Below are 21,849 nucleotides of genomic sequence, written 5' to 3'. Positions count from 1 at the left end.
TCAGAATAAGCGCAGCAAACTCGAGTAGTATGATTTTTATAAATCGTACTACTTTTTATTTTTGCAAAAATACCCTCAGTTATAGACAAAGAAGAATGTCACTTAGCGTTGAGCAGGATTTGCTTGACAGAAGCCTGAAAAAAGTGCTATTCTTTAAATCGTAATGATTACGATTTGCAAAAATTTGGAGGATACTATGAATGAATAGAATATATAAACTACTTATCTCGCTGATCACTTTGACAGCGCTGGGTGCATGTGCATCCAATACACAAGATGCTCCCGTGGATAGTGAAAGCAATAACGGGGGTGAAGCTGCAGACAGTACTGAGGCTGGCAAAGGAAAGTTTTCAGTCGTCACGACTTTCTATCCAGTGTATGAATTCACGGAACAGGTCGCCGGTGATCTGGCTGATATTGAAATGATGATTTCAGGTGGGACAGACGTGCATCACTACGAACCAAGTGCTAGAGATATGGCGATGATCAATGATGCCGATATGTTCGTTTACAGCAGCGACGAAATGGAAACATGGGTGAAGAGTATGCTGGATTCAATCGACAATGAAGATCTTGTTGTAGTGGAACAAGCAGCAGAGATCGACTTGCTTGATTCGGGTGAAGCTATTGATGATGAAGAGGGTCATGCTCATGAAGAAGAAAATGATGTCCATGCCGTGGATCCGCACGTCTGGCTGGATCCTTTACTGGTTCAAGAACAGATCGAAAGAGTAAAAGAGGCCTTTATTGAAATCGATCCTGAACACTCAAAAGACTATTCCAGAAATACTGAAGCCTATCAGAGTGAACTGCAGGCATTGCATGAAACATTCGAATCAGCCTTCAGTGGTGCCTCAAAGAGACGCTTCGTCACTCAGCACGAAGCCTTCGGTTATCTCGCTCATCGTTATGATTTGATACAGATGGCAGTTGGTGGGATAACCACTGAGGTCGAAGTCAGCCCTTCCCGTATTGCTGAGATCAATCAGCTCGTTCTAGACTATGATATTCCTGTGATCTATTTCCAGGAAGGAGCTAACTCATCAATAGCTGAAACAGTCGCCAATGAGACAGGTGCAGATGTTGCTGAATTATATTCTCTGGCCTATTTACCGGAAACCATAGAAGCAAAAGGTCAGGGATATATTGAAGGAATGAGAAGAAATCTGGAAGCATTGAAATTGAGTATCCAGTAAGTTTTCAAGTCACAATAAATGAAAGAAGGAAATTATATGCAGTATATAAAAGTTGAGGATCTGGCTTTTCACTATGAAGATGAACCAGTACTTGAAAACATTTGTTTTGAAGTGAACTCCGGAGACTTTGCTATGCTTACTGGAGAAAATGGGGCAGCTAAGACCACGCTTTTGCGTAATATTTTAGGTTTACTTAAGCCGACAAAAGGCTCGGTCATGCTTTCTAAAAAAAATAGAGAAAACAAAAAGCTTGTTGTCGGCTATATCCCTCAACAAGTTGCTTCATTCAATGCAGGATTTCCAAGTACAGTGTTGGAACTAGTCAGATCCGGACGTTATCCACGAGGGAAATGGTTCAAAAAACTAGACGAAGATGATGAAAAACATGTTGAAAAAGCTCTCGAATCTGTAGGGATGTGGGAGATGCGTCATAAAAAAATCGGCGAACTGTCTGGCGGACAGAAACAGCGCATATCTATTGCTCGTGTCTTTGCAATGGATCCCGACCTGTTTATTTTAGATGAACCAACGACTGGGATGGATGTCGCTTCCAGAGAAGAATTTTACAAACTTTTAAAGCATGCAAGTGACTATCACGGAAAAGGTATTCTTATGGTCACACATGATCATGAAGAAATCCGCCATTATGCCAATAAACATATCGAGCTCGTCAGAAAGGAGGGGTCGCCATGGAGATGTTTCTCTATGGATTCATGCAAAGAGCGTTCCAAGCATCCGTCCTCATTTCATTGATTGCACCAATGCTTGGGCTCTTTCTCATCCTTAGACGTCAGTCTCTAATGGCAGACACCCTCTCTCATGTATCTTTAGCGGGTGTGGCGCTGGGTCTGCTGTTAGGTTATGACCCGACCTGGATGAATATTCTAGTGGTTGTGGTCGTGGCTGGTATACTGGAATACCTCCGGAAAGTCTACCGGACCTACTCAGAGATTTCCATTGCCATTTTAATGTCTGGAGGTATGGCAGTGGCCCTGGTATTGATGGGACTGAATGATAGTGGAGCGACCGTCAGTATACAGCAGTTCCTCTTTGGCTCTATTGTAACCATTTCTGTCCAGCAAGTCTGGATGCTGCTTGTGCTGACCTTACTTATTATCATTTTATACAGTGTTTTCAGAAAAGCTATGTATACTTTGACATTTGATGAAGAAACAGCATATACGGCAGGGCTGCCGATACAATTCATGTCTGTGATGTTCAATATCCTGACCGGCGTAACGATAGCACTTATCATGCCCATTGTCGGAGCACTTTTAGTATCTGCGATACTCATACTGCCTGCTGCGATATCCATCAGATTAAGTAAAAGTTTTAATGGAGTTATTTTTATTGGTATCGTCGTTGCCTTGTTCGGTATGATCATGGGTCTTGTGGGTTCGTATTATTTAGGAACCCCACCCGGAGCAACGATAACTTTGATCTATATAGCTGTTTTTTCGGTCATCGCAGTTTTTAAATGAAAAATAAAAGGATAAGAGGCGGGGATAAGTCTATTTTTCTCAGCCTCTTATTTGTATACAAAGAATATGTCTTTATTTGCTCTCAGGAACGTGTCTCCAGCAAGAGATGAAACAAGCTTTGTCTATGAGGAAACAACGTGATACACTATTGTAAGATGAAATAGAAAGAAGAGTAAAATGAACAGTAACCTTGAACTAATGCGAGAGGGGGATGAGATGTTACCTGATTTATTTGTTAATTTTTCTATTGTGATCTCTCTGATTTTTATTTACATGCAATTCAGATGGAAAAGTCACAAACAAATGTTTCTACCCGGACTCTCTACGCTTATAGATGGACTGTGTGGAGGAATTCTGGGGTATTTACTGATGTATTTTTCAATACATATTACCGAAGAGACGATTATTGATTTCAGATTCGTGCCTGTCATGCTGCTTGTTCTTTTTGTAAGTAAGCGTTCCGCATTGATCAGCGGATTCATTATTGTCCTGAGTCGTTTCCAAATCGGATTAGGCCTGTCTGCTGTTTATGCCGGTTATATGATGGACATTTTTTTGATTGGGTACTACGTATTGGATCATGTATTGAAAAAAGAAGAACGCATGCTGAGAAAAGGACTTTACTTTACTCTGTACTCAAACATCATAGCCACTTATTTTTTGATAATTATCGTTCAAAAGATAAATTTACTTCCAATCATCCTTCTATATTGGGTCGCTTCGACTCTGACTGGTATGTCTGCCGTCTATCTCGTTAATTACATAAGAAACTCAGAATATCTTTTCAGGAAGTATCAGATTGAATCTTCAACAGATTTTCTGACTGGATTGAGTAACGTGAGACGTTTTACAGATTACTGGAATGAGGTTTCACAGAAATCAGAAAGAGAACAGCATCCCTGTGCCATCATCATGCTTGATATTGACCGGTTCAAACTGACTAATGACACCTACGGCCACGCTGCAGGGGATTATGTGCTGGTTGAACTGGGGCGTATTTTAGAAGAAACAATAAAGGATAAGGGAGTGGCCTTTAGAAAAGGTGGGGAAGAATTCGCTATCGTCCTGCCTGAGAGTACTAAAAAGGAAGCAGTCTGGCTGGCCGAAAGATTGCGCACAAAAATAGCCCAGCATAATTTTGTGACCAGCGAGCTGATTCAAATCCCCATCACTGTTTCCGCAGGTGTGGCAGTTTATCCGGATACGGTCGATCAACTTTCAAGTATGATCGAAATGGCAGATGCACTGCTTTATAAATCCAAAAATAGTGGAAGAAACCGGATCAGCGCTTGATTTATAGTTTGAAATACGTACTTATCGGTCTCAGTTCTTAGTATAATGAACAAATAACTTTTTGTTTCAAGACGTACTCTGGTAAAATAAGAAAGTAATTTCCAGATGAAAAAAATTAATGTAAATAATAAAGAGGTGAAAATGTAATGAAAAAAGTATTGGTCGCGAATAGAGGTGAAATAGCTATTCGTATTTTCAGAGCATTAGCAGAACTTGATATTGAAACAGTAGGGATTTATGCACAAGAAGATGAAGCAAGTGTGCACCGGTTTAAAGCAGATGAAGCCTATTTAGTTGGGGAAGGAAAAAAACCGATCGAAGCTTATTTAGATGGTATGAGTATCATCGAAGTTGCAAAAAAAGCAGGAGCAGATGCAATACATCCTGGTTATGGCTTCCTTTCAGAAAATCTGACCTTTGCGAAAGCCTGTGAAGCTAATGGACTGAAATTTATAGGACCAGACGCGCATCATTTAGATATTTTTGGAGATAAAATCAAAGCTAAAAAAGCAGCAATCGAAGCGGACATCCCAACAGTTCCAGGGACAGACGGCCCAGTCGATCGTGTGGAGGATGTCCTTTCGTTCGGCGAGGAACACGGATACCCAATAATCATGAAAGCAGCTATGGGAGGTGGAGGCCGCGGGATGCGCGTTGCCCACACCCCAAGCGAAGCGGCTGAAGAATTTAAACGAGCTAAAAGTGAAGCGAAGGCAGCTTTTGGACTGGACGATCTGTATGTAGAAAAATATATTGCCGACCCTAAACATATAGAGGTTCAAGTATTAGGTGATCAGCATGGAAATATTGTGCATTTATTTGAAAGAGATTGTTCTGTCCAGAGACGACATCAAAAAGTCGTTGAAGTAGCCCCGTGTGTGGAACTGGATGCACAAACGAGAGAACAGCTCTGCCAGACAGCCGTAAAATTAATGAAGCATGTTGGTTATGTGAATGCGGGGACTGTCGAGTTTTTACTTGAAGGGGATTCTTTTTACTTTATTGAAGTCAACCCGCGTATTCAAGTCGAGCACACGATCACTGAAATGATAACGGGAATCGATATCGTTCAAGCTCAGATACTGATTGCTCAGAACCATTTACTGCATTCAGAAATCGGGATACCGGAACAAGAGGATATCAAACTTAAAGGTGCTGCTATTCAGTGCCGTATAACAACTGAAGACCCGGCGAATGGGTTCCTGCCTGATACAGGAAGGATCAACACATATCGTTCTCCGGGAGGATTCGGAATACGTTTGGATGCGGGAAATGGTTTCCAGGGTTCTGTCGTTACTCCTTTTTTTGATTCGCTCCTGGTTAAAGTGTCAACTGAAGGATTGAACTATGAAAAGGCGCTGCAGAAAATGACACGCGCCCTGGAGGAATTTCGTATTAGAGGTGTCGTCACGAATATTCCATTTCTTATCAATGTACTGAAACATCCGACGTTTAAAAACGGGACGATGACGACACGATTTATAGATGAAACACCTGAACTGTTCCAATACAAAAAAATTAGAGACCGCGGCAATAAAACGTTGAAATATATCGGCAATGTTACCGTGAATGGATTTCCGGGCATCGGTAAAGTGGAAAAGCGGGCTTTCAAAGAACCGAGAATGCCTGAAAATCTTATACTGCCTTCAAAAGAAATCGTTCATCCTAAACACATCCTGGATAAGGAAGGTCCAGTAAAGGTGGCTGAATGGGTGAAAGCCCAGGATTCGGTATTACTGACGGACACAACCTTTAGAGATGCCCATCAGAGTCTACTTGCCACCCGTTTGCGTACGCATGACATGCTGACCATTGCTGAAAAAACAGAAAAAGCCATCCCCGAATTGTTTTCTATGGAAATGTGGGGCGGGGCAACCTTCGATGTTGCCTATCGTTTCCTGACTGAAGATCCTTGGGAACGTTTGAAGAAACTGAGGAAAAAAATGCCCGACACACTTTTTCAGATGCTGTTTCGCGGGTCGAATGCTGTAGGGTATGACAATTATCCGGATAATGTCCTGGAAGAATTCATCCGTCTTGCCGCCAAGAATGGTATCGATGTTTTTCGTATTTTTGACAGTCTGAACTGGCTTCCTCAAATGGAAAAAAGCATTCAGTATGTAAGAGACAACAATAAAATTGCAGAAGCAGCTATTTGCTATACAGGCGATCTACTCGATTCAAATCAGACAAAATATTCCATGACTTATTACAAGCGGATGGCAAAAGACCTGGAAGCAGCCGGAGCACATATTTTAGCGATCAAAGACATGGCTGGGTTGCTTAAACCGCAAGCGGCGTATTATTTGATAAAAGAATTGAAAAACACGGTCGATCTTCCGATCCATCTCCATATGCATGATACGAGCGGGAATGGTGTATACACATACGGAGCCGCCATCAGAGCAGGTGTGGATATCGTTGACGTGGCCCAGAGTGCGCTAAGCGGCAAGACCAGCCAGCCAAGTATGGGGAGCCTATATTATGCACTAGAAGGAACTTCCCATGCACCTAAATATAATATAAAAAATGTGGAACAATTAAATCGCTACTGGGAAGATACTAGAAAGTACTATGCTGATTTTGAGGAAGGAATGCCAGCTGCCTCGACTGAAGTTTACACACACCAAATGCCTGGTGGCCAGTATACTAATTTGAAACAGCAGGCTAAAGGACTGGGACTGGAAGACCAGTGGGATGATATAAAAGAAATGTATGCCGTTGTCAATCGTATGTTTGGCGATATCATAAAAGTGACGCCCTCATCCAAAGTAGTAGGAGATATGGCTCTTTTTATGATCAAAAACCAACTGACTGAAGAAGACGTGTATGAGAAAGGCGAAGATTTAAGCTTTCCGACGTCTGTAGTACGTTTCTTTAAAGGAGAAATCGGACAGCCTGAAGGGGGCTTCCCTGAGAGACTGCAGAAAATAATTCTAAAAGATGAAAAGCCTTTGGAAATGAGACCTGGAAAATATAAAGCGCCACTTGACTTTGACAAAGTAAAAAAAGAGCTGAGTGAGCATTTGGACCGGGAACCGTCAGAAGAAGAAGTCCTTGGCTACATTATGTACCCCCAAGTCTTTTTGGATTATACATTCTTTTATAATATGTATGGTGAAGTAACCAAGCTGGATACCCCAACGTTCTTCTATGGTATGCGTATGGGGGAGCAGGTAGAAGTGAATCTGGAAAGAGGAAAAACACTCATTATCAAGCTCAACCAGATTGGTGACCCTGATCTGGAAGGAAACCGTGTCTTATATTTCGAACTGAATGGACAAGGAAGACAAATCGAACTGAAGGATAAAAACGTCCGAAGCACTAAAGCAATTCGCAAAAAGGCTGAGCCGACGAATAAAGGGCACGTGGGAGCAACAATGCCGGGATCAGTTCTTCAAGTACTGGTCAACCGCGGAGATAAAGTTGAAAAAGGGGATCCTATCGTTATAACAGAAGCAATGAAAATGGAAACCACTATCCGTTCTGCCATTGCCGGAAAGGTCGAGCGTCTTTTTGTTAAAGAAGGCGACACGATTCAAACCAATGATCTTCTTATTGAAATCGAAACAAAATAAAAAAAGATGTACAATCAGCTGAGGAAATAACTGTTAACGCAGCTGGCCTTACGGGCAATCAGAAAAATCAGGACTATCAGGACTATCATGACTTGACTTAAATCGTTAGAATTAAGCACAAGAAAGTGACAGTGTCAAAACTTATGAGGTGTGGGTAATTGAAAACGAAACGAAGTGAACGATTGATCGATATGACATATTATTTACTGGAACATCCGCATACACTTATTTCTTTGTCATTATTTTCAAAGAAATATGAATCGGCAAAGTCCAGTATAAGCGAAGACCTGACGATCGTTAAACGTACTTTCTCTGAAAGAGGAATAGGGATCCTGGAAACGATTCCCGGGGCGTCAGGCGGAGTGAAATATATCCCTAAAATGAATAAACAAGATATCAGCCAGTTCCTGGATGACTTGATTGAAGAATTGAATCATTCAAAACGCCTTTTGCCTGGAGGGTATGTGTATCTTTCTGATTTGGTGGGGGATCCCAAGTGGCTGAGGCGCATCGGCCGTGCTATTGCCTCTCAGTATATGGAAACAGAAGTAGACAGCGTGATGACGGTCGCAACAAAAGGTGTCCCGATCGCGCAGTCTGTTGCCTTCTATCTGGATGTCCCTTTCGTCATCGTGAGCAGGGGGTCTAAAGTGACAGAAGGATCCACTTTGAGCATCAATTATGTTTCCGGTTCTTCGTTTGACCGGATCGAGAAAATGGAATTATCCAGAAGAAGTCTGGATATGGGCTCAAAAGTGCTCATCGTCGATGATTTCATCAAAGGCGGCGGAACAATCAGTGGCATGATGAGTTTGGTCGAGGAATTTAATTCTGAGGTGGTTGGTGCGACAGTTATCGCTGAAAATATCTTCAAAGGAAAACGATCTGTAGAGAATTACACAACATTATTAAAGGTGGACAGTGTGGATACTGATGACCGTACGATCAACATCTCTAAAGGGAATTTTTCTGCTGGATTAAAATGAAAAATGGCGCGGGAAAACTCCAGAGCGTATCATAGAAGACCATGAGCATAAAGCAGCTGAAAATCTGTTGTAATATTCATGAAGGCAGATAGTATATGTGTTTTGGAGACTGTTTATAAAAAAGAAGAGAGGCCGGAGCATGATTTGCCCAGCCTCTTTTTGATTGAATCATTTTGTATGGTCTTCATGACGTGTCTGACTCAGCCGAACATCTGTTGCTTCTTCTTCATCTGCCTTTGCCGCCGTATCTTCCAGCTCCGGCGGGGTGCCGTCTTTGGAATGAGAAGCGACAGGGGGGGTCTTGCCATCTCCCATACCCTGAACAGAGCCCTCATTAGGGAAGCCCGCTGCTGTCCCAAGCGTTTCTAACTCAGGATCGGGGCCACCTTTATGTTCTACATCAGTAGAGTCTTTTTTATCTGAGCTGCTGTTACTTCTAGAGCGCTCATTAGAATCATCGACAGCAACGACATAAAAACCCTTTTTGAGATCTTGCCGGTAAGGTTTGAGTAAGTCATTGACTGATTTATGATTTTTGTTGTCAAAATCATGATCTTTTCTAATTTGAAAAGCATCGCGAATCGATTCCCAGAAATTTTTGTCTTCTTTAGCGGATCCGCCATTTTTTTCTGCTCCAGTCTCAGGTTGAGCAACTTGGACGTTTTCCAGACCGGAATCAAAAGGGTGATTTTCTTCGTTCGTATAGATAGTCAATTGATTGTTATTAAAACCCTGATTCAACAAGTGTCGGATAACGCGTTTCGTTTCTTTATCATCTTCATAGCTGCCCACAACACGCTGATTCAGATTATTCATTGTAATCCTCCTTAAATTGTCTAAAAATCCTGAATAACTTACTGGTGTATAAAAACTCTAGTTCTTATATATCATTATATGAAAGTAAAGGGGGCAGCTCAAATGTTAAACCTTATATATCTTGAAAACATTCAGACCATACAGTATGATAAAAGAAGAATTTTTATTTAATTTATTTCAAAAAAGAAGTGAAAGTTACACGCAGTGAGAGCACAGTTAGGAGACGAATAATGACAAAAAGATTTGCAGTGATACTTGCAGCTGGACAAGGAACACGAATGAAATCGAAATTATATAAAGTAATGCACCCGGTCATGGGTAAACCGATGGTAGAACATGTGGTCGACCAGGCAAGAGATGCCGATATCGATACGATAGTAACAGTCACTGGTGTAGGTGCTGAAACAGTACAGGAACGTCTAAGCAGTAAAAGCCAGTATGTGCTTCAGGAAGAACAACTGGGTACGGCCCATGCAGTTTTACAGGCAGAACCTGTCCTTAAAAATGAAGAGGGAACGACACTGGTTATCTGTGGTGATACCCCCTTACTTACAAAGGAAACCCTGGATGGACTGATGAAACATCATGAATCAGCAGGAGCCAAAGCGACAGTGCTGACAGCTCACGCTGATGATCCATTCGGCTATGGACGTGTGATCCGGTCCGAAGATGGTTCGGTGCTGAAAATCGTTGAACAGAAAGATGCTTCTGAAGAAGAACAGGCTGTACAGGAAATCAATACAGGGACTTACTGCTTTGATAATCAAGCATTGTTCAGTGCTTTGAAAGAAGTGGGGAACGATAATGTTCAAGGCGAATATTACCTCCCTGATGTCATGGAAATCCTTAAAAACAAACAGGAGCTCGTGTCTGCTTACCAGCTTGACCATAAAGAAGAAGCGCTTGGAGTGAATGACCGGGTCGCTTTGGCCAAAGCGAGCCAGTTGATGAAACAGCGTATCAACGAACAGCATATGAGAAATGGTGTGACCCTGATCGATCCGGATAATACCTATATTGAACGTGATGTGAAAATCGGTCAGGATACGGTGATCGAACCAGGAGTTTATTTGAAAGGTCAGACAGTTATCGGAGAAGACTGTACGATCGGTGCACATTCGATTATTGTGGACAGTACCATTCATTCAGATGTTGAGGTGAAAAGCTCACTGATCGAAGAATCTGTCATGGAAAGCCATAGTGACATTGGACCCAATAGTCATTTGAGACCCCAGTCAGTGATCAAAGAGGCAGTACACATCGGTAACTATGTTGAGATAAAAAAAGCGACGATCGGAAAAAAATCCAAGGTAGGACATTTGACCTATGTAGGTGACGCTACTTTAGGAGAGAACATCAATCTGGGGTGTGGCACGATTTTTGTCAATTATGACGGCAAAAAGAAACATCACATAAAAGTGGGAGACAACTCCTTTGTTGGGTGCAATGCCAATTTGATCGCTCCTGTAACGATTGAGGATAACAGTTATATTGCGGCGGGATCTACCATTACTGATAACGTGCCTTCAGAGACTTTAGCTATTGCACGTTCCCGTCAGACAAATAAAGTGGATTATTTCAAAAATTCAGAAAAGTAAAACTGAAATGTGTTTATAAAAAAGAACAACGATTATAGCGGTTGATTTATTTAACTCTTAGGCATAAACTGATAGTATGTAAATAAAAGAATAAAAACGATGGAGGCCGACATGTCTGAACAATATTCTGATCCAAAATTAAAAATCTTTGCGCTGAGTTCCAACAAGCCCCTTGCAGAAAAAATCGCTCAAGATATAGGTGTGGAGCTGGGAGAGGTTTCTGTAACGAAATTCAGTGATGGAGAAATTCGCATCAACATTGAGGAAAGTATTCGAGGAGATCATGTTTATGTCGTTCAGTCAACGTCAGCACCGACGAACGATAACCTGATGGAAGTCCTGATCATGATCGATGCACTGAAACGTGCGAGTGCAAAAACAGTCAATATAGTGATGCCGTATTATGGATATGCCAGACAAGATAGAAAGGCGCGTTCCAGAGAACCTATCACTGCGAAATTAGTAGCCAATATGATCGAGAAAGCGGGTGCCGACCGTATGCTTACTCTTGATTTGCATGCGTCGCAGATCCAGGGATTCTTTGACATACCTGTGGACCACCTTCTTGGCGCCTCTTTACTTGCCAACTGGTTCCTGGATAAAGGGCTAGGCGGGGAAGATACGGTTGTCGTTTCACCTGACCACGGAGGAGTAACGCGTGCTCGTAAACTTGCAGAATTTTTGAAGTCTCCGATCGCGATTATTGATAAGCGCCGACCGAAAGCAAACGTTGCTCAAGTTATGAATATCGTTGGTAACGTCGAAGGGAAAACAGCTGTCCTGATCGATGATCTGATCGACACAGCCGGGACGATCACACTGGCCGCTGATGCACTTGTTGAAAAAGGGGCAAAGGATGTTTATGCTTGCGGCACGCACCCAGTCTTTTCAGGGCCAGCAATAGAAAGGATTGAAGAGTCACCGATCAAAAAAATGATCGTGACTGACTCGATCATGCTTCCTGAAGAGAAAAAAATCGATAAAATCGTACAAGTCAGTGTAGGAGAATTAATGGGGCATGCAATCAAGCGTATTCATGAAAACCGCTCAGTGTCACCGTTATTTGAAAAACAATTTAAAGGATATATCAAAGACGATGAATAAAAAAGACGGGACTGGTCTGAATAAGTGAAAACTGGACAGATCAAATCGTTGAGTCACCGTTTTAATTTTCAATGAAGTAGTATCTCATTCGAGATCAGGAGGGATAGTGTGATGTTTGACAAACTGAAGTATCATCTAAAAAGTACAAAACCACTGGACATCATCATTATCGCTGTTCTTCTGCTCGGTTCTTTTCTTCCGCATGTCGTTTACGGTATGCAGCTGAGTCAGGTCGATGAAAATGCCCGGATTATTGCTACAGTGAGTATTTCTGGAGAAGAAGTTTATAGTGTGGAGTTGAGCGAAGAGACTCCTCACGAAGAGTTCACATTAAATCCTTCTGAAAATCAGTACAACATTATTGAAGTGGATGGTACGCGTATCCGCAATAAAGAAGACAACAGTCCAGATCAGCTGGGAGTGAGGAGAGGCTGGATCAGTCAGCCTGGTGAAACAGCTGTCGTCCTACCGCATGAACTCATCATCGAGATTGAAACACGTTCACCTGATGGAGAAAAAATCGATCAGGAAGACGATATCATCATTCCAATGTAATCAAGCAAATAAAAAAGCAGCAGGACTCTTTTAAAAAAGGGTCCTGCTGCTTTTTTTCGGAAAACAGTATTATAAGTTTAATCGATAGTAAAGCCTAAATCAGGATTTTTTTCCAGTACATCTTTTAAGTGTTGACGAATCGTATTGGCAGAGTGTTCCATTTTTTCTTTTTCAGAATCATTCAATGGGATCTCTACGATTTTTTTAAGTCCATTGCTGTTGATGATTGCAGGAGAACCAATATACACGTCGCTCTGGTTATACTCTCCTTCAAGATAAACAGAAAGTGGCAGAACAGCCTGTTCGTTATTTAAAATGGCTCGAGTAATACGTGCCAGCGATGCACCGATGCCGTAAAAGGTTGCTCCTTTTTTCTTGATGATTTCATAAGCTGCGTCTCGAACAGAAAAGAAAATGTCAACAAGTGCCTGTTCATCCGTCTGTGGATTATTACTTAACCATTCATTGATGTTCAAGCCGGCTACGTTGGCATGGGACCAGACAGGGAACTCGGTATCACCGTGCTCGCCAATAATGTAGCCATGTACATTGCGGACGTCGACATCGAGTAAATTCGCGATCGCGTGGCGGAAACGTGCACTATCCAGCGAAGTACCTGACCCGATGACTTTATGAGAAGGAAGACCGGATAATTTGTATACAGCGTAAGTTAAAATATCAACAGGGTTGGTAGCCACTAAAAAGACACCATTGAACCCGCTGTTCATAACATTTTCAACAACGGTTTTAGTTATACGCAAATTTTTTTCTGTTAAATCCAGTCGTGTTTCACCTGGCTTTTGAGAGGCTCCAGCTGTAAAGACAACAAGATCCGCGTCATGACAGTCTTCATAATCAGCTACATATATTTTCTTTGGAGAGGTAAAGGCTAGAGCACTATTCAAGTCCATAACGTCGCCTTCCACTTTTTCTCTATTCACATCGATAATGCCAAGTTCATGTCCGATGTTCTGATTTATAAGAGCGTAGGCATAACTTGACCCAACTGCGCCATCACCGATCAATATAATTTTCTGACGTTTTTCTTTCTCTTTCATAAGCTTCATCCTTTCTTTTCCAACTACGTTCATTATAGCACAAGTGGGCACAGATATAGACTCACAGCATTCTAAAAAAAATAAACAAATGCAAATGTTTTGTTTATTGACGCATAACACATAAAATGAGAAAATAATAATAACTTTTTAACGACATATTAATCGATGATTGGAGCTATAACAATGAAGCCAATAACAAGTAAGAGTTTATTCGACCTGAAAAATGTCTCTCAGCCTCTATCTTTCATGGGCCGTCTGTTTTATCTTGAAACGCGTATAGACGAAGAAAAAAATACTTACCTGACATCAGCCTGGAGTTTGAATCCAAAAACCCTGGATCGTATCGAGTGGGTCAGTGAAGAACTGAACCCTTCACAACTTAAGATCAGCCCCAACAAAAAATGGCTGAGTTTTCTTTCGACGCCGAAAGAAAAAAAACCGCAGATCAGTATTATGCCGCTGAAAGGTGGAGGTGCCGTTACTTTGACGCAAGAAAAGGAAGGCATCAGTACTTATAAATGGACAGATAACGGTTCAGCAATTTACTATCAGACGTCTGAGAAAAAAGAAAAGCAAAAAGAGTACGCTGTTAAAAATAAGTCTGATTCCAAAAAACCTGCACCCAAAACCATTACAAAATTACAATATAAAATGGATGGCCAGGGAATAATTGAAACTAATAAAACCCATCAAGTAAAAAAACTGGACGTCTCTTCGAAACACTTATCTCTCATTCTTGAAAAAGAACGTCCTTTTAGCCTGCAGTATGTATCGAAAGATGAAAGTTTCCTACTGTACGTTGATAAACTGGACCCCCTGAACGAATGGGTATACGGAGCCAGTGTCTATGAATACGATGTTGCTCTAAAGGAATCTCATCTCGTGACAAAAGACGTGCCGGACGGAAGTTTTTCATTTGAGGCAGTAAATGACAGCGAGAACTTCTTCTTGTTCACTGGGAATGATTTTTCACATGCATTTGTGACTCTCGATAAAGTGTATGGCTGGGACCGGCAGGAACGTACGTTTAAAGAACTTTCAAAAGCAGATAAGCACGTAGGCGACGCACTCGTTGGTGACTTCCAGCAGAAAACGCGCGGCTTCCCAGTTGAATGGCTGACTGACGATACCTTTGTATACCCGGTGACGGAAGAAGGGAAGATACAGTTATACAAAGGAGATAAAACCGGCAGCAATACAAAGGTATTTGACGAACACATCCACTTAACAGATGGTGATTTAATTCAGGATACTACATTTGCAGTCACTTATTCAGATCTAAATACACCTAGCGTACTCGCATCTTTGGATATTGAAACGAAAGAAATAAAGGTTTTGTATGATCCTAACGAAACTTTTTCCAATAATCATGTATTTGCTGAAATTGAACGGTTCTGGTATAAAGGTGCAGACGACTGGGACATAGAAGGATGGTATGTAAAACCAGCTGAAAAGAAAAAAGATCATCCGGCTATTCTTTATATTCATGGTGGCCCGCAGGTCTCTTACGGTGAAACGTTCTTTCACGAAATGCAGCAGCTGGCAAGTGCTGGATACGGCATCATCATGCTTAATCCCAGAGGAGGGAATGGGTACGGGCAGGAATTTGTCGCATCCATTTTAGGTGATTACGGGAATAAGGATTATCAGGACCTCATGCTTGGAGTGGATCATGCATTGATTGAGCATCCTGAAATCGATAAAGAGAGAGTCTTCGTCGCTGGAGGAAGTTACGGTGGCTTCATGACGAACTGGATCGTAGGGCATACTGATCGGTTTAAAGCCGCCATTACGCAGAGAAGTATTTCGAACTGGATCAGTTTTTACGGCACAAGCGATGTCGGCGCCTTCTTTGTCAAGTTCCAGCTTGAAAAAGAACTGGATCAAATGCATGATTTATGGAAAATGTCTCCCTTGGCCTATGCTCAGAATATCAAGACGCCATTGCTTGTGATACACGGTGAAGAAGATCTGCGCTGTCCCAAAGAACAAGGCGAACAAATGTATACAGCTATGAAAAAACAGGGTGTCGATACCCAAATAATCCTTTATCCAAAATCAAGTCATGGGTTGTCACGCGAAGGCTTACCTCATTTGAGGCTGGATCGATTAGAAGAAATAAAAGCGTGGTTCAAAAAATACGAATAAGAGTTTAAAGAGACGGTATGGCGCATACACTTTGAATCAGAATCCTGATTCCGGTTCAGAGTGATTTTAGACACCGTCTTTTATATTTATAAATAAATGAGAAAACTATAAAACTCTGATAAATCCGAGGCACCAAGCTTTTCATACGACACACTATTTGGTATACTCACTAACAGTCATAGTACCAGACAAAAAGAAAAATTGAATGAAAACACTGTAGGAGTGTCGATTTGAAACCAAATCTGGAAAGCTTAAGTCCTTTTGAGTTGAATCTTTATCTTGAAAGCAGAATAACGCATCAGGAAACAAATAAACAATGGCTGAATGCCGGCAGAGGCAACCCCAACTGGACAGCACCTATTCCCCGAGAAGCCTTTTTTTTGCTGGGGGACTTCGCTACTAAAGAAACGATGCATAAAGAAAAAGAATCGATCGGCAGTATGATCAAAAATGGTAATGGTCAAGCAGATCGGTTCGAAGCATTTATCGCAGTCAAAGAAGGACCCGGAGCGAACCTTTTACAAGAGATATGGGAGAAGGGCATACATTTCCTGGGTATGGAAAGAGAACAGTGGTTGTCACAAATGCTGGATTACAGCATAGGGGACAATTATCCTTATCCAGAGCGCATACTAAAAGCATGCGAACAGCCAATCAAGCAGTATCTGCACCATGAACTTTTTAATTCTGAGTCTGCTCCTTTTGATGTGTTCGCAGTCGAAGGCGGGACAGCTGGTATCGTTTATACATTCAATTCGCTCGTAAACAATCATTTACTGGAGCGTCAGGATAAAATTGCCTTAATGGTACCGACATTCGCACCTTATATGGAAATACCGGCGCTTCCAGAATATGGCTTTGATGTCGAGTATATTCGTTCAGAACTAACAGAAATCGATGGACAAAGAAGTTATCAGTTTTCAGAATCTGAACTGGATCGATTAAGAGATGATGAGATCAAAGCCGTTTTTGTAGTCAACCCGAGTAATCCGACAGCCAATGCGATTTATGATGAATCGATCGAGCAGCTGAAGGATATCGTTGAAAACGACAACCCGAATTTAATGATCCTGTCCGACGATGTATACGGAACATTCTTGGAAGAGTTTAAGTCTTTATTCACAGCGATTCCATATAATACAGCTTGTATTTATTCGTATTCCAAATATTTTGGAGCCACTGGATGGCGTGTAGGTACGATTGCTCTAGCAAAAAACAATGTGTTTGACAAACGTTTGAATGAGTTGAGTGAATCTAAAAAGGCAGCATTAAACAACCGGTACGGCACATTGACGTCAGAACCAGAAAAATTGAATTTTATTGACCGGCTGGTAGCGGACAGCCGCTCAGTAGCTTTGAATCATGCTGCTGGCTTATCTGCACCGCAGCAGGTGATGATGACTCTGTTTAGCCTGTATGCCTTGCTGGACAAAGAAAATGAATATAAAAAAGAAGTCATGGCTATCTGCCAAAAAAGAGGCGAGCTTCTGTATGAGTCACTGGAAATGTCCCGTCCTTATAAAAATCTGAATACAGCTTACTACTGTGAAATCGACTTTGACTGGTGGCTGAAAAAACGATACGGGACCGACTTCAAGTCCTTTGTACAAGAAAACTGGACAATGACCGATATCGTTGCCAAATTAGCTGATGAAGAACAGCTGATGCTTTTGAAAGCTGAAGCATTCGGGTCAAGTAAATGGACAGTCAGAGTATCGCTGGCTAATTTGAAAACACAAGCTTATAAGGAAGTAGGAGATCGTGTAGCCAGCATGATGGACCGCTTATACAAAAACTGGAAAATGGATTGACAAAAAAAGCATGCACATGATCTGTGCGTGCTTTTTTAAGTGGAAAAGGTTGTCCAGATAACTTGAATGTCAACTGGCTATAATAAATCGGTCAAAGTGAAATAATGATGAGTTAAAGTAAAAGGGAGTGGGAATATCTAAACAAAAAAGCTGCCTATACTAAAGTATAAGGCAGCTTTCATTAATGAACTGGTTTATTCAACTGTTACGGATTTAGCCAGGTTACGCGGCTTGTCCACATCATTACCACGGTGCAGACTACAGTAATAGGCTAGTAATTGTGTTGGGATCACAATAGCCAGGGATGAAAGTAAAGGATTGACGTGAGGGATCACGATTTGATCCTCAGGTCGATTCAATCCCTCCATTGAAATAGCCAAAGTGTGAGCGCCTCGTGCTTTAGTTTCCTGCAAGTTGCCCCGGGTATGTCCGGCCACGCTCTTTTCAGTTATCAAGGCGATGACGGGGGTCTGTTCCTCGATCAAAGCGATAGTGCCATGTTTCAATTCACCCGCCGCAAACCCTTCAGTTTGAATGTAAGAAACTTCCTTTAACTTTAGTGCTGCCTCTAGAGCGACATGGTAATCCATTCCGCGGCCGATATAAAAAGCATTGCGGGAAGTACTCAAGTATTCAGATGCAAGCTCTTCTATCGACTCTTTATCATCGACGATAGACTGTATCGCATTGGCAGCAATACCGATATCGCGAAGCATGACCCCATGTTTAATGAGCCCTTTTTGTATGCCGACGACTTCACTGAAAATAGCTAAAACTGCAATTTGAGCAGTGTATGCTTTCGTCGACGCCACAGCGATCTCAGGTCCTGCGTGTAAGAGAAGAGTAAAGGTGGATTCACGAGATAGTGTTGAACCTGGGACGTTCGTTATTGTTAGTGACGGGTATCCAAGAGCATTGGTCTTGACAAGCACTTGACGACTGTCTGCTGTCTCGCCACTTTGAGATAGAAAAATAAAGAACGGTTTTTCAGAAAGAATCGGGGTGTTGTACCCGAACTCACTGGATACATGTACTTCAGTCGGGATATGTGTCATCTTTTCAATGAGCTCTTTACCCACAAGACCGGCATGATAACTTGTGCCTGCCGCAACGATGTAGACACGGTCAGATTCCAGTATAGAATCCACAATCTTCTGATCGATCGTCAATTGGTTCGCTTCGTTCTGATACTTCAATAGAAGTTTACGTAAAACTGCGGGCTGTTCATCGATTTCTTTCAGCATATAGTAAGGGTAGGTTCCTTTTTCTAAGTCATCCAAATCGATTTCAGCCGTATATGGCGCACGTTCGATTCTCTCCCCAGTAAAGTCTTCAATAATCAGCGCTTCACGAGTCACTGTTGCTATTTCTTTATCCATCAGCTCGACAAATTGATCTGTTTCTTTGATCATTGCCATAGCATCACTTGAGATCACGTTAAAGCCATCGCCTTTACCCAGTAACAGTGGGCTTTTATTTTTAGCCGCGTAGATGATATCCGGCTTTTCACTATCCATTAAAGCTAAGGCGTAAGACCCTTCCAGAGCAACGATCGCTTTTTTGAAAGCATCTATTGTTTCCAAGTTTTCTGTTTCTACAAACCAGGCAATAAGCTGGACAATGATTTCTGTGTCCGTATCACTTTTTTGTTCTACATCCGCTAAATAAGCATCTCTAATTTCTTCATAATTTTCGATAACACCATTGTGGACAAGAGTAAAACGCCCGCTGATCGACTGATGAGGGTGTGCGTTCCGAACACTTGGTTCCCCATGAGTAGCCCAGCGTGTATGTCCGATACCAGCTGTTGCTTTCACTGATTCATCCACTTTTTTTCTCAGAGCAGCGATTCTTCCTTTTTCTTTAAATAAATAGCCATCTTCCGCTTTGTTCAGCACATAAATACCTGCTGAATCGTAACCACGGTACTCGAGTTTCTCCAAGCCATTCAGTAATATTTCTTTGGAATCTTTTCTTCCGATATAACCGACAATGCCACACATAATCGTTTCCGCCTTTCAGAAATTTTGAAATAAAAAGCTGAGATCCGATATTATCGTTCAATAATAGACCTCTTCAGGCAAGCATTATAATAATAACGATACTTAAAATTAATGTCAATGAAATAAAAAAGAGACTCTCTGTAATGAAACAGCATAAATATCTTGGAGCGTATCCCATTGAGTATTTGCAGTAAAAGGAAACATATCAAAAGTCTGAATAAGTTCAGCGGCAGACAAGTCAGTATCAGGAATCTTTTCTCACATGTATCAGTCTTTTTCAGGAGGTTTTTATCGAAAAGTATACATTAAAATGATTGTACAGATTTTTTTATTATGGTATCATAATCCCGAATAAGAAAATGTTTAATACATTATAACTGTTTTGTTAGAGTGTGATGAAAATATAGGGGGAATCATTGAAGATGAATACGAAAAGAATATTAGGATTACTTGCTGTTTCGACTTTAGCTTTAACAGCTTGCGGGAATGATGACACAGCAGATGTCGAAGAAACGGCTGAAGACGTCGCTCAGGAAACAGAAGATGCAGTCGAAGAAACGGGCGACAGCGCCATGGATGTTATCAATGATATCGACAGTGATTTAGATTATACATCTTCAGTTGGACTGGAAATTATAGGTGGCACATGGTCTCAAGATGGTTATATCTTTACACCGACAGATGGCGAAGCAACAGTCAATGGAAAAGCTTCACCTGAAGATGGAGTTGAAAACGTGTATGCGTTCGTTATCGAAGATGGGGTCGTTTTTGAAAAGCCGGAATTAACAGAAAATGAATTCACCTTCACAGTCAGCGAAACAGACACAGAGCAGAAGTTTCAAATCGGTGTTTCTGATGAAGATCTCTGGGAAGTTGGAGACGAAGCAGACCCGGAAGAATTGGTCAGATATGAAGATATCATTATAGAAAGCTCTCAAGCTGAATAATTTCAAAATAATAGTCAAAGTATTCCTGAATGGGATTCTTTGACTATTTCTTCATTAATTCTTAACACTTGTTTGTTAAAGTGTTAGTATAAATTGAATAAATAATAAGATAAGTGAAGGAATGATCGATATGCAGTGGATCAGTAAACTCCTGTTTTATATGAAAGGCCGCTATGGTTATGATGAACTGTCAAAGGTTTTGATTCTAGCAGGGTTGATTGCGAGTATCTTCAGTAATTTTACAGAAGGACTGGTTTTGAATGTATTGGCGATAGCCATGGTTGCTTACGGGGGACTAAGGATATTATCCAAGGAAAAAGGCAAACGATTAAAAGAACTAAGAAAGTATATTGAATTGAAACAAGTAGTATTAACATCGTATAGAAAATATAGAAACCGGTGGATCCAGAGAAAAACATTCAAAATAACAAAATGTCCCAGCTGTAAACAAAAAATACGGATTCCGCGTGGCAGAAAGAAAGTCCGCATCACCTGCCCTTCTTGTAAGAATAAATTTATAAGAAAAACTTGAAAGACTATAGTATAGGTCAGTAAATAAAAATATGTTATAATAGTACAATAATCAAAAGACTGGACGTAACCGTTCAGCTTTTTTGTGTGTTCAGGTAAACTTGAATATAAAAGTCATAAGAATGATGTAGCCTGAGTCTCACACCGTTCAAAATAAATATTAAGGAGACGCTCATGAAGTTAATCATTGGTTTAGGAAATCCTGGAGGAAAATATAGAGAAACAAAACACAACATAGGATTTATAGTCCTTGATGAGATCGCTTTCCAAATGGGGTGGGCATTCAACCGGTCAAAATTCGATTCAGTGTATGCAGAAGGAATGGTCAAAGGGGAGAAAGTCCTGTTGATAAAACCCCAGACTTATATGAATGATTCCGGACGTTCAGTAAGACCGTGGATGGATTATTATAATCTGTCCAATGAAGATATCGTTGTTGTGTACGATGACATGGATCTGCCTACTGGGAAAATACGTTTAAGACAAAAAGGTGGAGCCGGAGGTCACAATGGCATCAAAAGCATCATTGATCACATAGAAACAAAAAACTTCAACCGTCTGCGTATCGGGATCGGTCGTCCCTTTGAAAACCAGACAGTCATTTCCCATGTTTTGAGTCCGTTTCATAAATCAGAGCATGAGAACATGCTGTTTTCAGTTAAAAAAGCTGCAGATGCGGTAATGTATTGGGCTGAAGGACAGACTTACGTGGATACAATGACACGATTTAATTGATCAGGATAA

General features: G+C 41.3%; 17 protein-coding genes. 14 read left to right on the top strand and 3 right to left on the bottom strand.

All coding sequences use genetic code 11. From position 1 onward, the window contains the following. Positions 1-200: 200 nt before the first annotated feature. From AKA01nite_RS06240 to purR, 6 genes are all read left to right on the top strand, one after another. Positions 201-1,196, top strand: coding sequence for a metal ABC transporter solute-binding protein, Zn/Mn family (locus AKA01nite_RS06240; RefSeq protein ID WP_146924463.1), 996 nt, complete (start codon positions 201-203; stop codon positions 1,194-1,196). Between the two features lie 36 nt (positions 1,197-1,232). After that, on the top strand, positions 1,233-1,949 hold the full coding sequence (locus tag AKA01nite_RS06235; protein WP_146924462.1) for a metal ABC transporter ATP-binding protein: 717 nt from the start codon (positions 1,233-1,235) through the stop codon (positions 1,947-1,949). Further along, positions 1,886-2,677, top strand: coding sequence for a metal ABC transporter permease (locus AKA01nite_RS06230; RefSeq protein ID WP_146924460.1), 792 nt, complete (start codon positions 1,886-1,888; stop codon positions 2,675-2,677). Before AKA01nite_RS06235 ends, AKA01nite_RS06230 begins: the two co-directional genes overlap by 64 nt. 216 nt (positions 2,678-2,893) lie before the next feature. Further along, on the top strand, positions 2,894-3,970 hold the full coding sequence (locus AKA01nite_RS06225) for a diguanylate cyclase (protein WP_186805120.1): 1,077 nt from the start codon (positions 2,894-2,896) through the stop codon (positions 3,968-3,970). A 146-nt stretch (positions 3,971-4,116) separates the two neighbouring features. Then, positions 4,117-7,548: a pyruvate carboxylase gene (gene pyc, locus AKA01nite_RS06220; RefSeq protein WP_146924458.1), complete on the top strand. Its 3,432-nt coding sequence runs from the start codon at positions 4,117-4,119 to the stop codon at positions 7,546-7,548. 158 nt (positions 7,549-7,706) lie between these two features. Then, on the top strand, positions 7,707-8,534 hold the full coding sequence (purR, locus tag AKA01nite_RS06215; protein WP_146924457.1) for a pur operon repressor: 828 nt from the start codon (positions 7,707-7,709) through the stop codon (positions 8,532-8,534). Positions 8,535-8,702: 168 nt separating this feature from the next. Here purR and AKA01nite_RS06210 read toward each other — a convergent pair whose 3' ends face one another. Next, a complete protein-coding gene (locus AKA01nite_RS06210; RefSeq protein WP_146924456.1) occupies positions 8,703-9,350 on the bottom strand; it encodes a general stress protein in 648 nt (215 codons plus the stop codon). Between the two features lie 230 nt (positions 9,351-9,580). Here AKA01nite_RS06210 and glmU point away from each other — a divergent pair, with 230 nt between their 5' ends. The 3 genes from glmU to AKA01nite_RS06195 all read left to right on the top strand — a co-directional run bounded on the left by glmU (position 9,581) and on the right by AKA01nite_RS06195 (position 12,607). Then, the gene (gene glmU / locus AKA01nite_RS06205) at positions 9,581-10,948 is read left to right on the top strand and encodes a bifunctional UDP-N-acetylglucosamine diphosphorylase/glucosamine-1-phosphate N-acetyltransferase GlmU (RefSeq protein ID WP_146924455.1); all 1,368 of its coding nucleotides are present in this window, start codon (positions 9,581-9,583) and stop codon (positions 10,946-10,948) included. Between the two features lie 111 nt (positions 10,949-11,059). Continuing rightward, complete coding sequence (locus AKA01nite_RS06200; protein ID WP_146924454.1) at positions 11,060-12,052, top strand: ribose-phosphate diphosphokinase; 993 nt, start codon at positions 11,060-11,062, stop codon at positions 12,050-12,052. 111 nt (positions 12,053-12,163) lie between these two features. Continuing rightward, entirely contained in the window at positions 12,164-12,607 is a 444-nt protein-coding gene (locus AKA01nite_RS06195) for a NusG domain II-containing protein (RefSeq protein WP_146924471.1), read from the top strand. 77 nt (positions 12,608-12,684) lie between these two features. Here AKA01nite_RS06195 and AKA01nite_RS06190 read toward each other — a convergent pair whose 3' ends face one another. Next, positions 12,685-13,665, bottom strand: coding sequence for an L-lactate dehydrogenase (locus tag AKA01nite_RS06190; RefSeq protein WP_146924453.1), 981 nt, complete (start codon positions 13,663-13,665; stop codon positions 12,685-12,687). A gap of 183 nt (positions 13,666-13,848) precedes the next feature. Here AKA01nite_RS06190 and AKA01nite_RS06185 point away from each other — a divergent pair, with 183 nt between their 5' ends. Together AKA01nite_RS06185 and aspD are read left to right on the top strand one after the other, a co-directional pair. After that, on the top strand, positions 13,849-15,813 hold the full coding sequence (locus tag AKA01nite_RS06185; RefSeq protein WP_146924452.1) for a S9 family peptidase: 1,965 nt from the start codon (positions 13,849-13,851) through the stop codon (positions 15,811-15,813). Between the two features lie 230 nt (positions 15,814-16,043). Next, a complete protein-coding gene (gene aspD / locus AKA01nite_RS06180) occupies positions 16,044-17,624 on the top strand; it encodes an aspartate 4-decarboxylase (RefSeq protein WP_146924451.1) in 1,581 nt (526 codons plus the stop codon). A gap of 194 nt (positions 17,625-17,818) precedes the next feature. Here aspD and glmS read toward each other — a convergent pair whose 3' ends face one another. After that, positions 17,819-19,627 carry a glutamine--fructose-6-phosphate transaminase (isomerizing) gene (gene glmS, locus AKA01nite_RS06175; RefSeq protein WP_146924450.1) on the bottom strand — a complete coding sequence of 603 codons (1,809 nt, stop codon included), beginning with the start codon at positions 19,625-19,627 and terminating at the stop codon, positions 17,819-17,821. Between the two features lie 422 nt (positions 19,628-20,049). Between glmS and AKA01nite_RS06170 the strand changes: the two genes are divergently transcribed. From AKA01nite_RS06170 to pth, 3 genes are all read left to right on the top strand, one after another. After that, complete coding sequence (locus AKA01nite_RS06170) at positions 20,050-20,574, top strand: hypothetical protein (protein ID WP_146924449.1); 525 nt, start codon at positions 20,050-20,052, stop codon at positions 20,572-20,574. Positions 20,575-20,704: 130 nt separating this feature from the next. Continuing rightward, entirely contained in the window at positions 20,705-21,106 is a 402-nt protein-coding gene (locus AKA01nite_RS06165; RefSeq protein ID WP_186805119.1) for a hypothetical protein, read from the top strand. 173 nt (positions 21,107-21,279) lie between these two features. Next, on the top strand, positions 21,280-21,840 hold the full coding sequence (gene pth / locus AKA01nite_RS06160; RefSeq protein WP_146924447.1) for an aminoacyl-tRNA hydrolase: 561 nt from the start codon (positions 21,280-21,282) through the stop codon (positions 21,838-21,840). Positions 21,841-21,849: the final 9 nt, after the last annotated feature.

The organism is Alkalibacterium kapii (assembly GCF_007988865.1).
Classification (GTDB): Bacteria; Bacillota; Bacilli; order Lactobacillales; family Carnobacteriaceae_A; genus Alkalibacterium; species Alkalibacterium kapii.
This window is presented reverse-complemented; position numbering and strand designations above follow the sequence as displayed.

Excerpts from the sequence above, each read along its gene's own strand:
- AKA01nite_RS06240 (WP_146924463.1), top strand. The coding sequence starts at position 201 with ATGAATAGAATATATAAACTACTTATCTCGCTGATCACTTTGACAGCG.
- AKA01nite_RS06235 (WP_146924462.1), top strand. The coding sequence starts at position 1,233 with ATGCAGTATATAAAAGTTGAGGATCTGGCTTTTCACTATGAAGATGAA.
- AKA01nite_RS06230 (WP_146924460.1), top strand. The coding sequence starts at position 1,886 with ATGGAGATGTTTCTCTATGGATTCATGCAAAGAGCGTTCCAAGCATCC.
- AKA01nite_RS06225 (WP_186805120.1), top strand. The coding sequence starts at position 2,894 with ATGTTACCTGATTTATTTGTTAATTTTTCTATTGTGATCTCTCTGATT.
- pyc (WP_146924458.1), top strand. The coding sequence starts at position 4,117 with ATGAAAAAAGTATTGGTCGCGAATAGAGGTGAAATAGCTATTCGTATT.
- AKA01nite_RS06210 (WP_146924456.1), bottom strand. The coding sequence starts at position 9,350 with ATGAATAATCTGAATCAGCGTGTTGTGGGCAGCTATGAAGATGATAAA.
- glmU (WP_146924455.1), top strand. The coding sequence starts at position 9,581 with ATGACAAAAAGATTTGCAGTGATACTTGCAGCTGGACAAGGAACACGA.
- AKA01nite_RS06200 (WP_146924454.1), top strand. The coding sequence starts at position 11,060 with ATGTCTGAACAATATTCTGATCCAAAATTAAAAATCTTTGCGCTGAGT.
- AKA01nite_RS06195 (WP_146924471.1), top strand. The coding sequence starts at position 12,164 with ATGTTTGACAAACTGAAGTATCATCTAAAAAGTACAAAACCACTGGAC.
- AKA01nite_RS06190 (WP_146924453.1), bottom strand. The coding sequence starts at position 13,665 with ATGAAAGAGAAAGAAAAACGTCAGAAAATTATATTGATCGGTGATGGC.
- AKA01nite_RS06185 (WP_146924452.1), top strand. The coding sequence starts at position 13,849 with ATGAAGCCAATAACAAGTAAGAGTTTATTCGACCTGAAAAATGTCTCT.
- glmS (WP_146924450.1), bottom strand. The coding sequence starts at position 19,627 with ATGTGTGGCATTGTCGGTTATATCGGAAGAAAAGATTCCAAAGAAATA.
- AKA01nite_RS06170 (WP_146924449.1), top strand. The coding sequence starts at position 20,050 with ATGAATACGAAAAGAATATTAGGATTACTTGCTGTTTCGACTTTAGCT.
- AKA01nite_RS06165 (WP_186805119.1), top strand. The coding sequence starts at position 20,705 with ATGCAGTGGATCAGTAAACTCCTGTTTTATATGAAAGGCCGCTATGGT.
- pth (WP_146924447.1), top strand. The coding sequence starts at position 21,280 with ATGAAGTTAATCATTGGTTTAGGAAATCCTGGAGGAAAATATAGAGAA.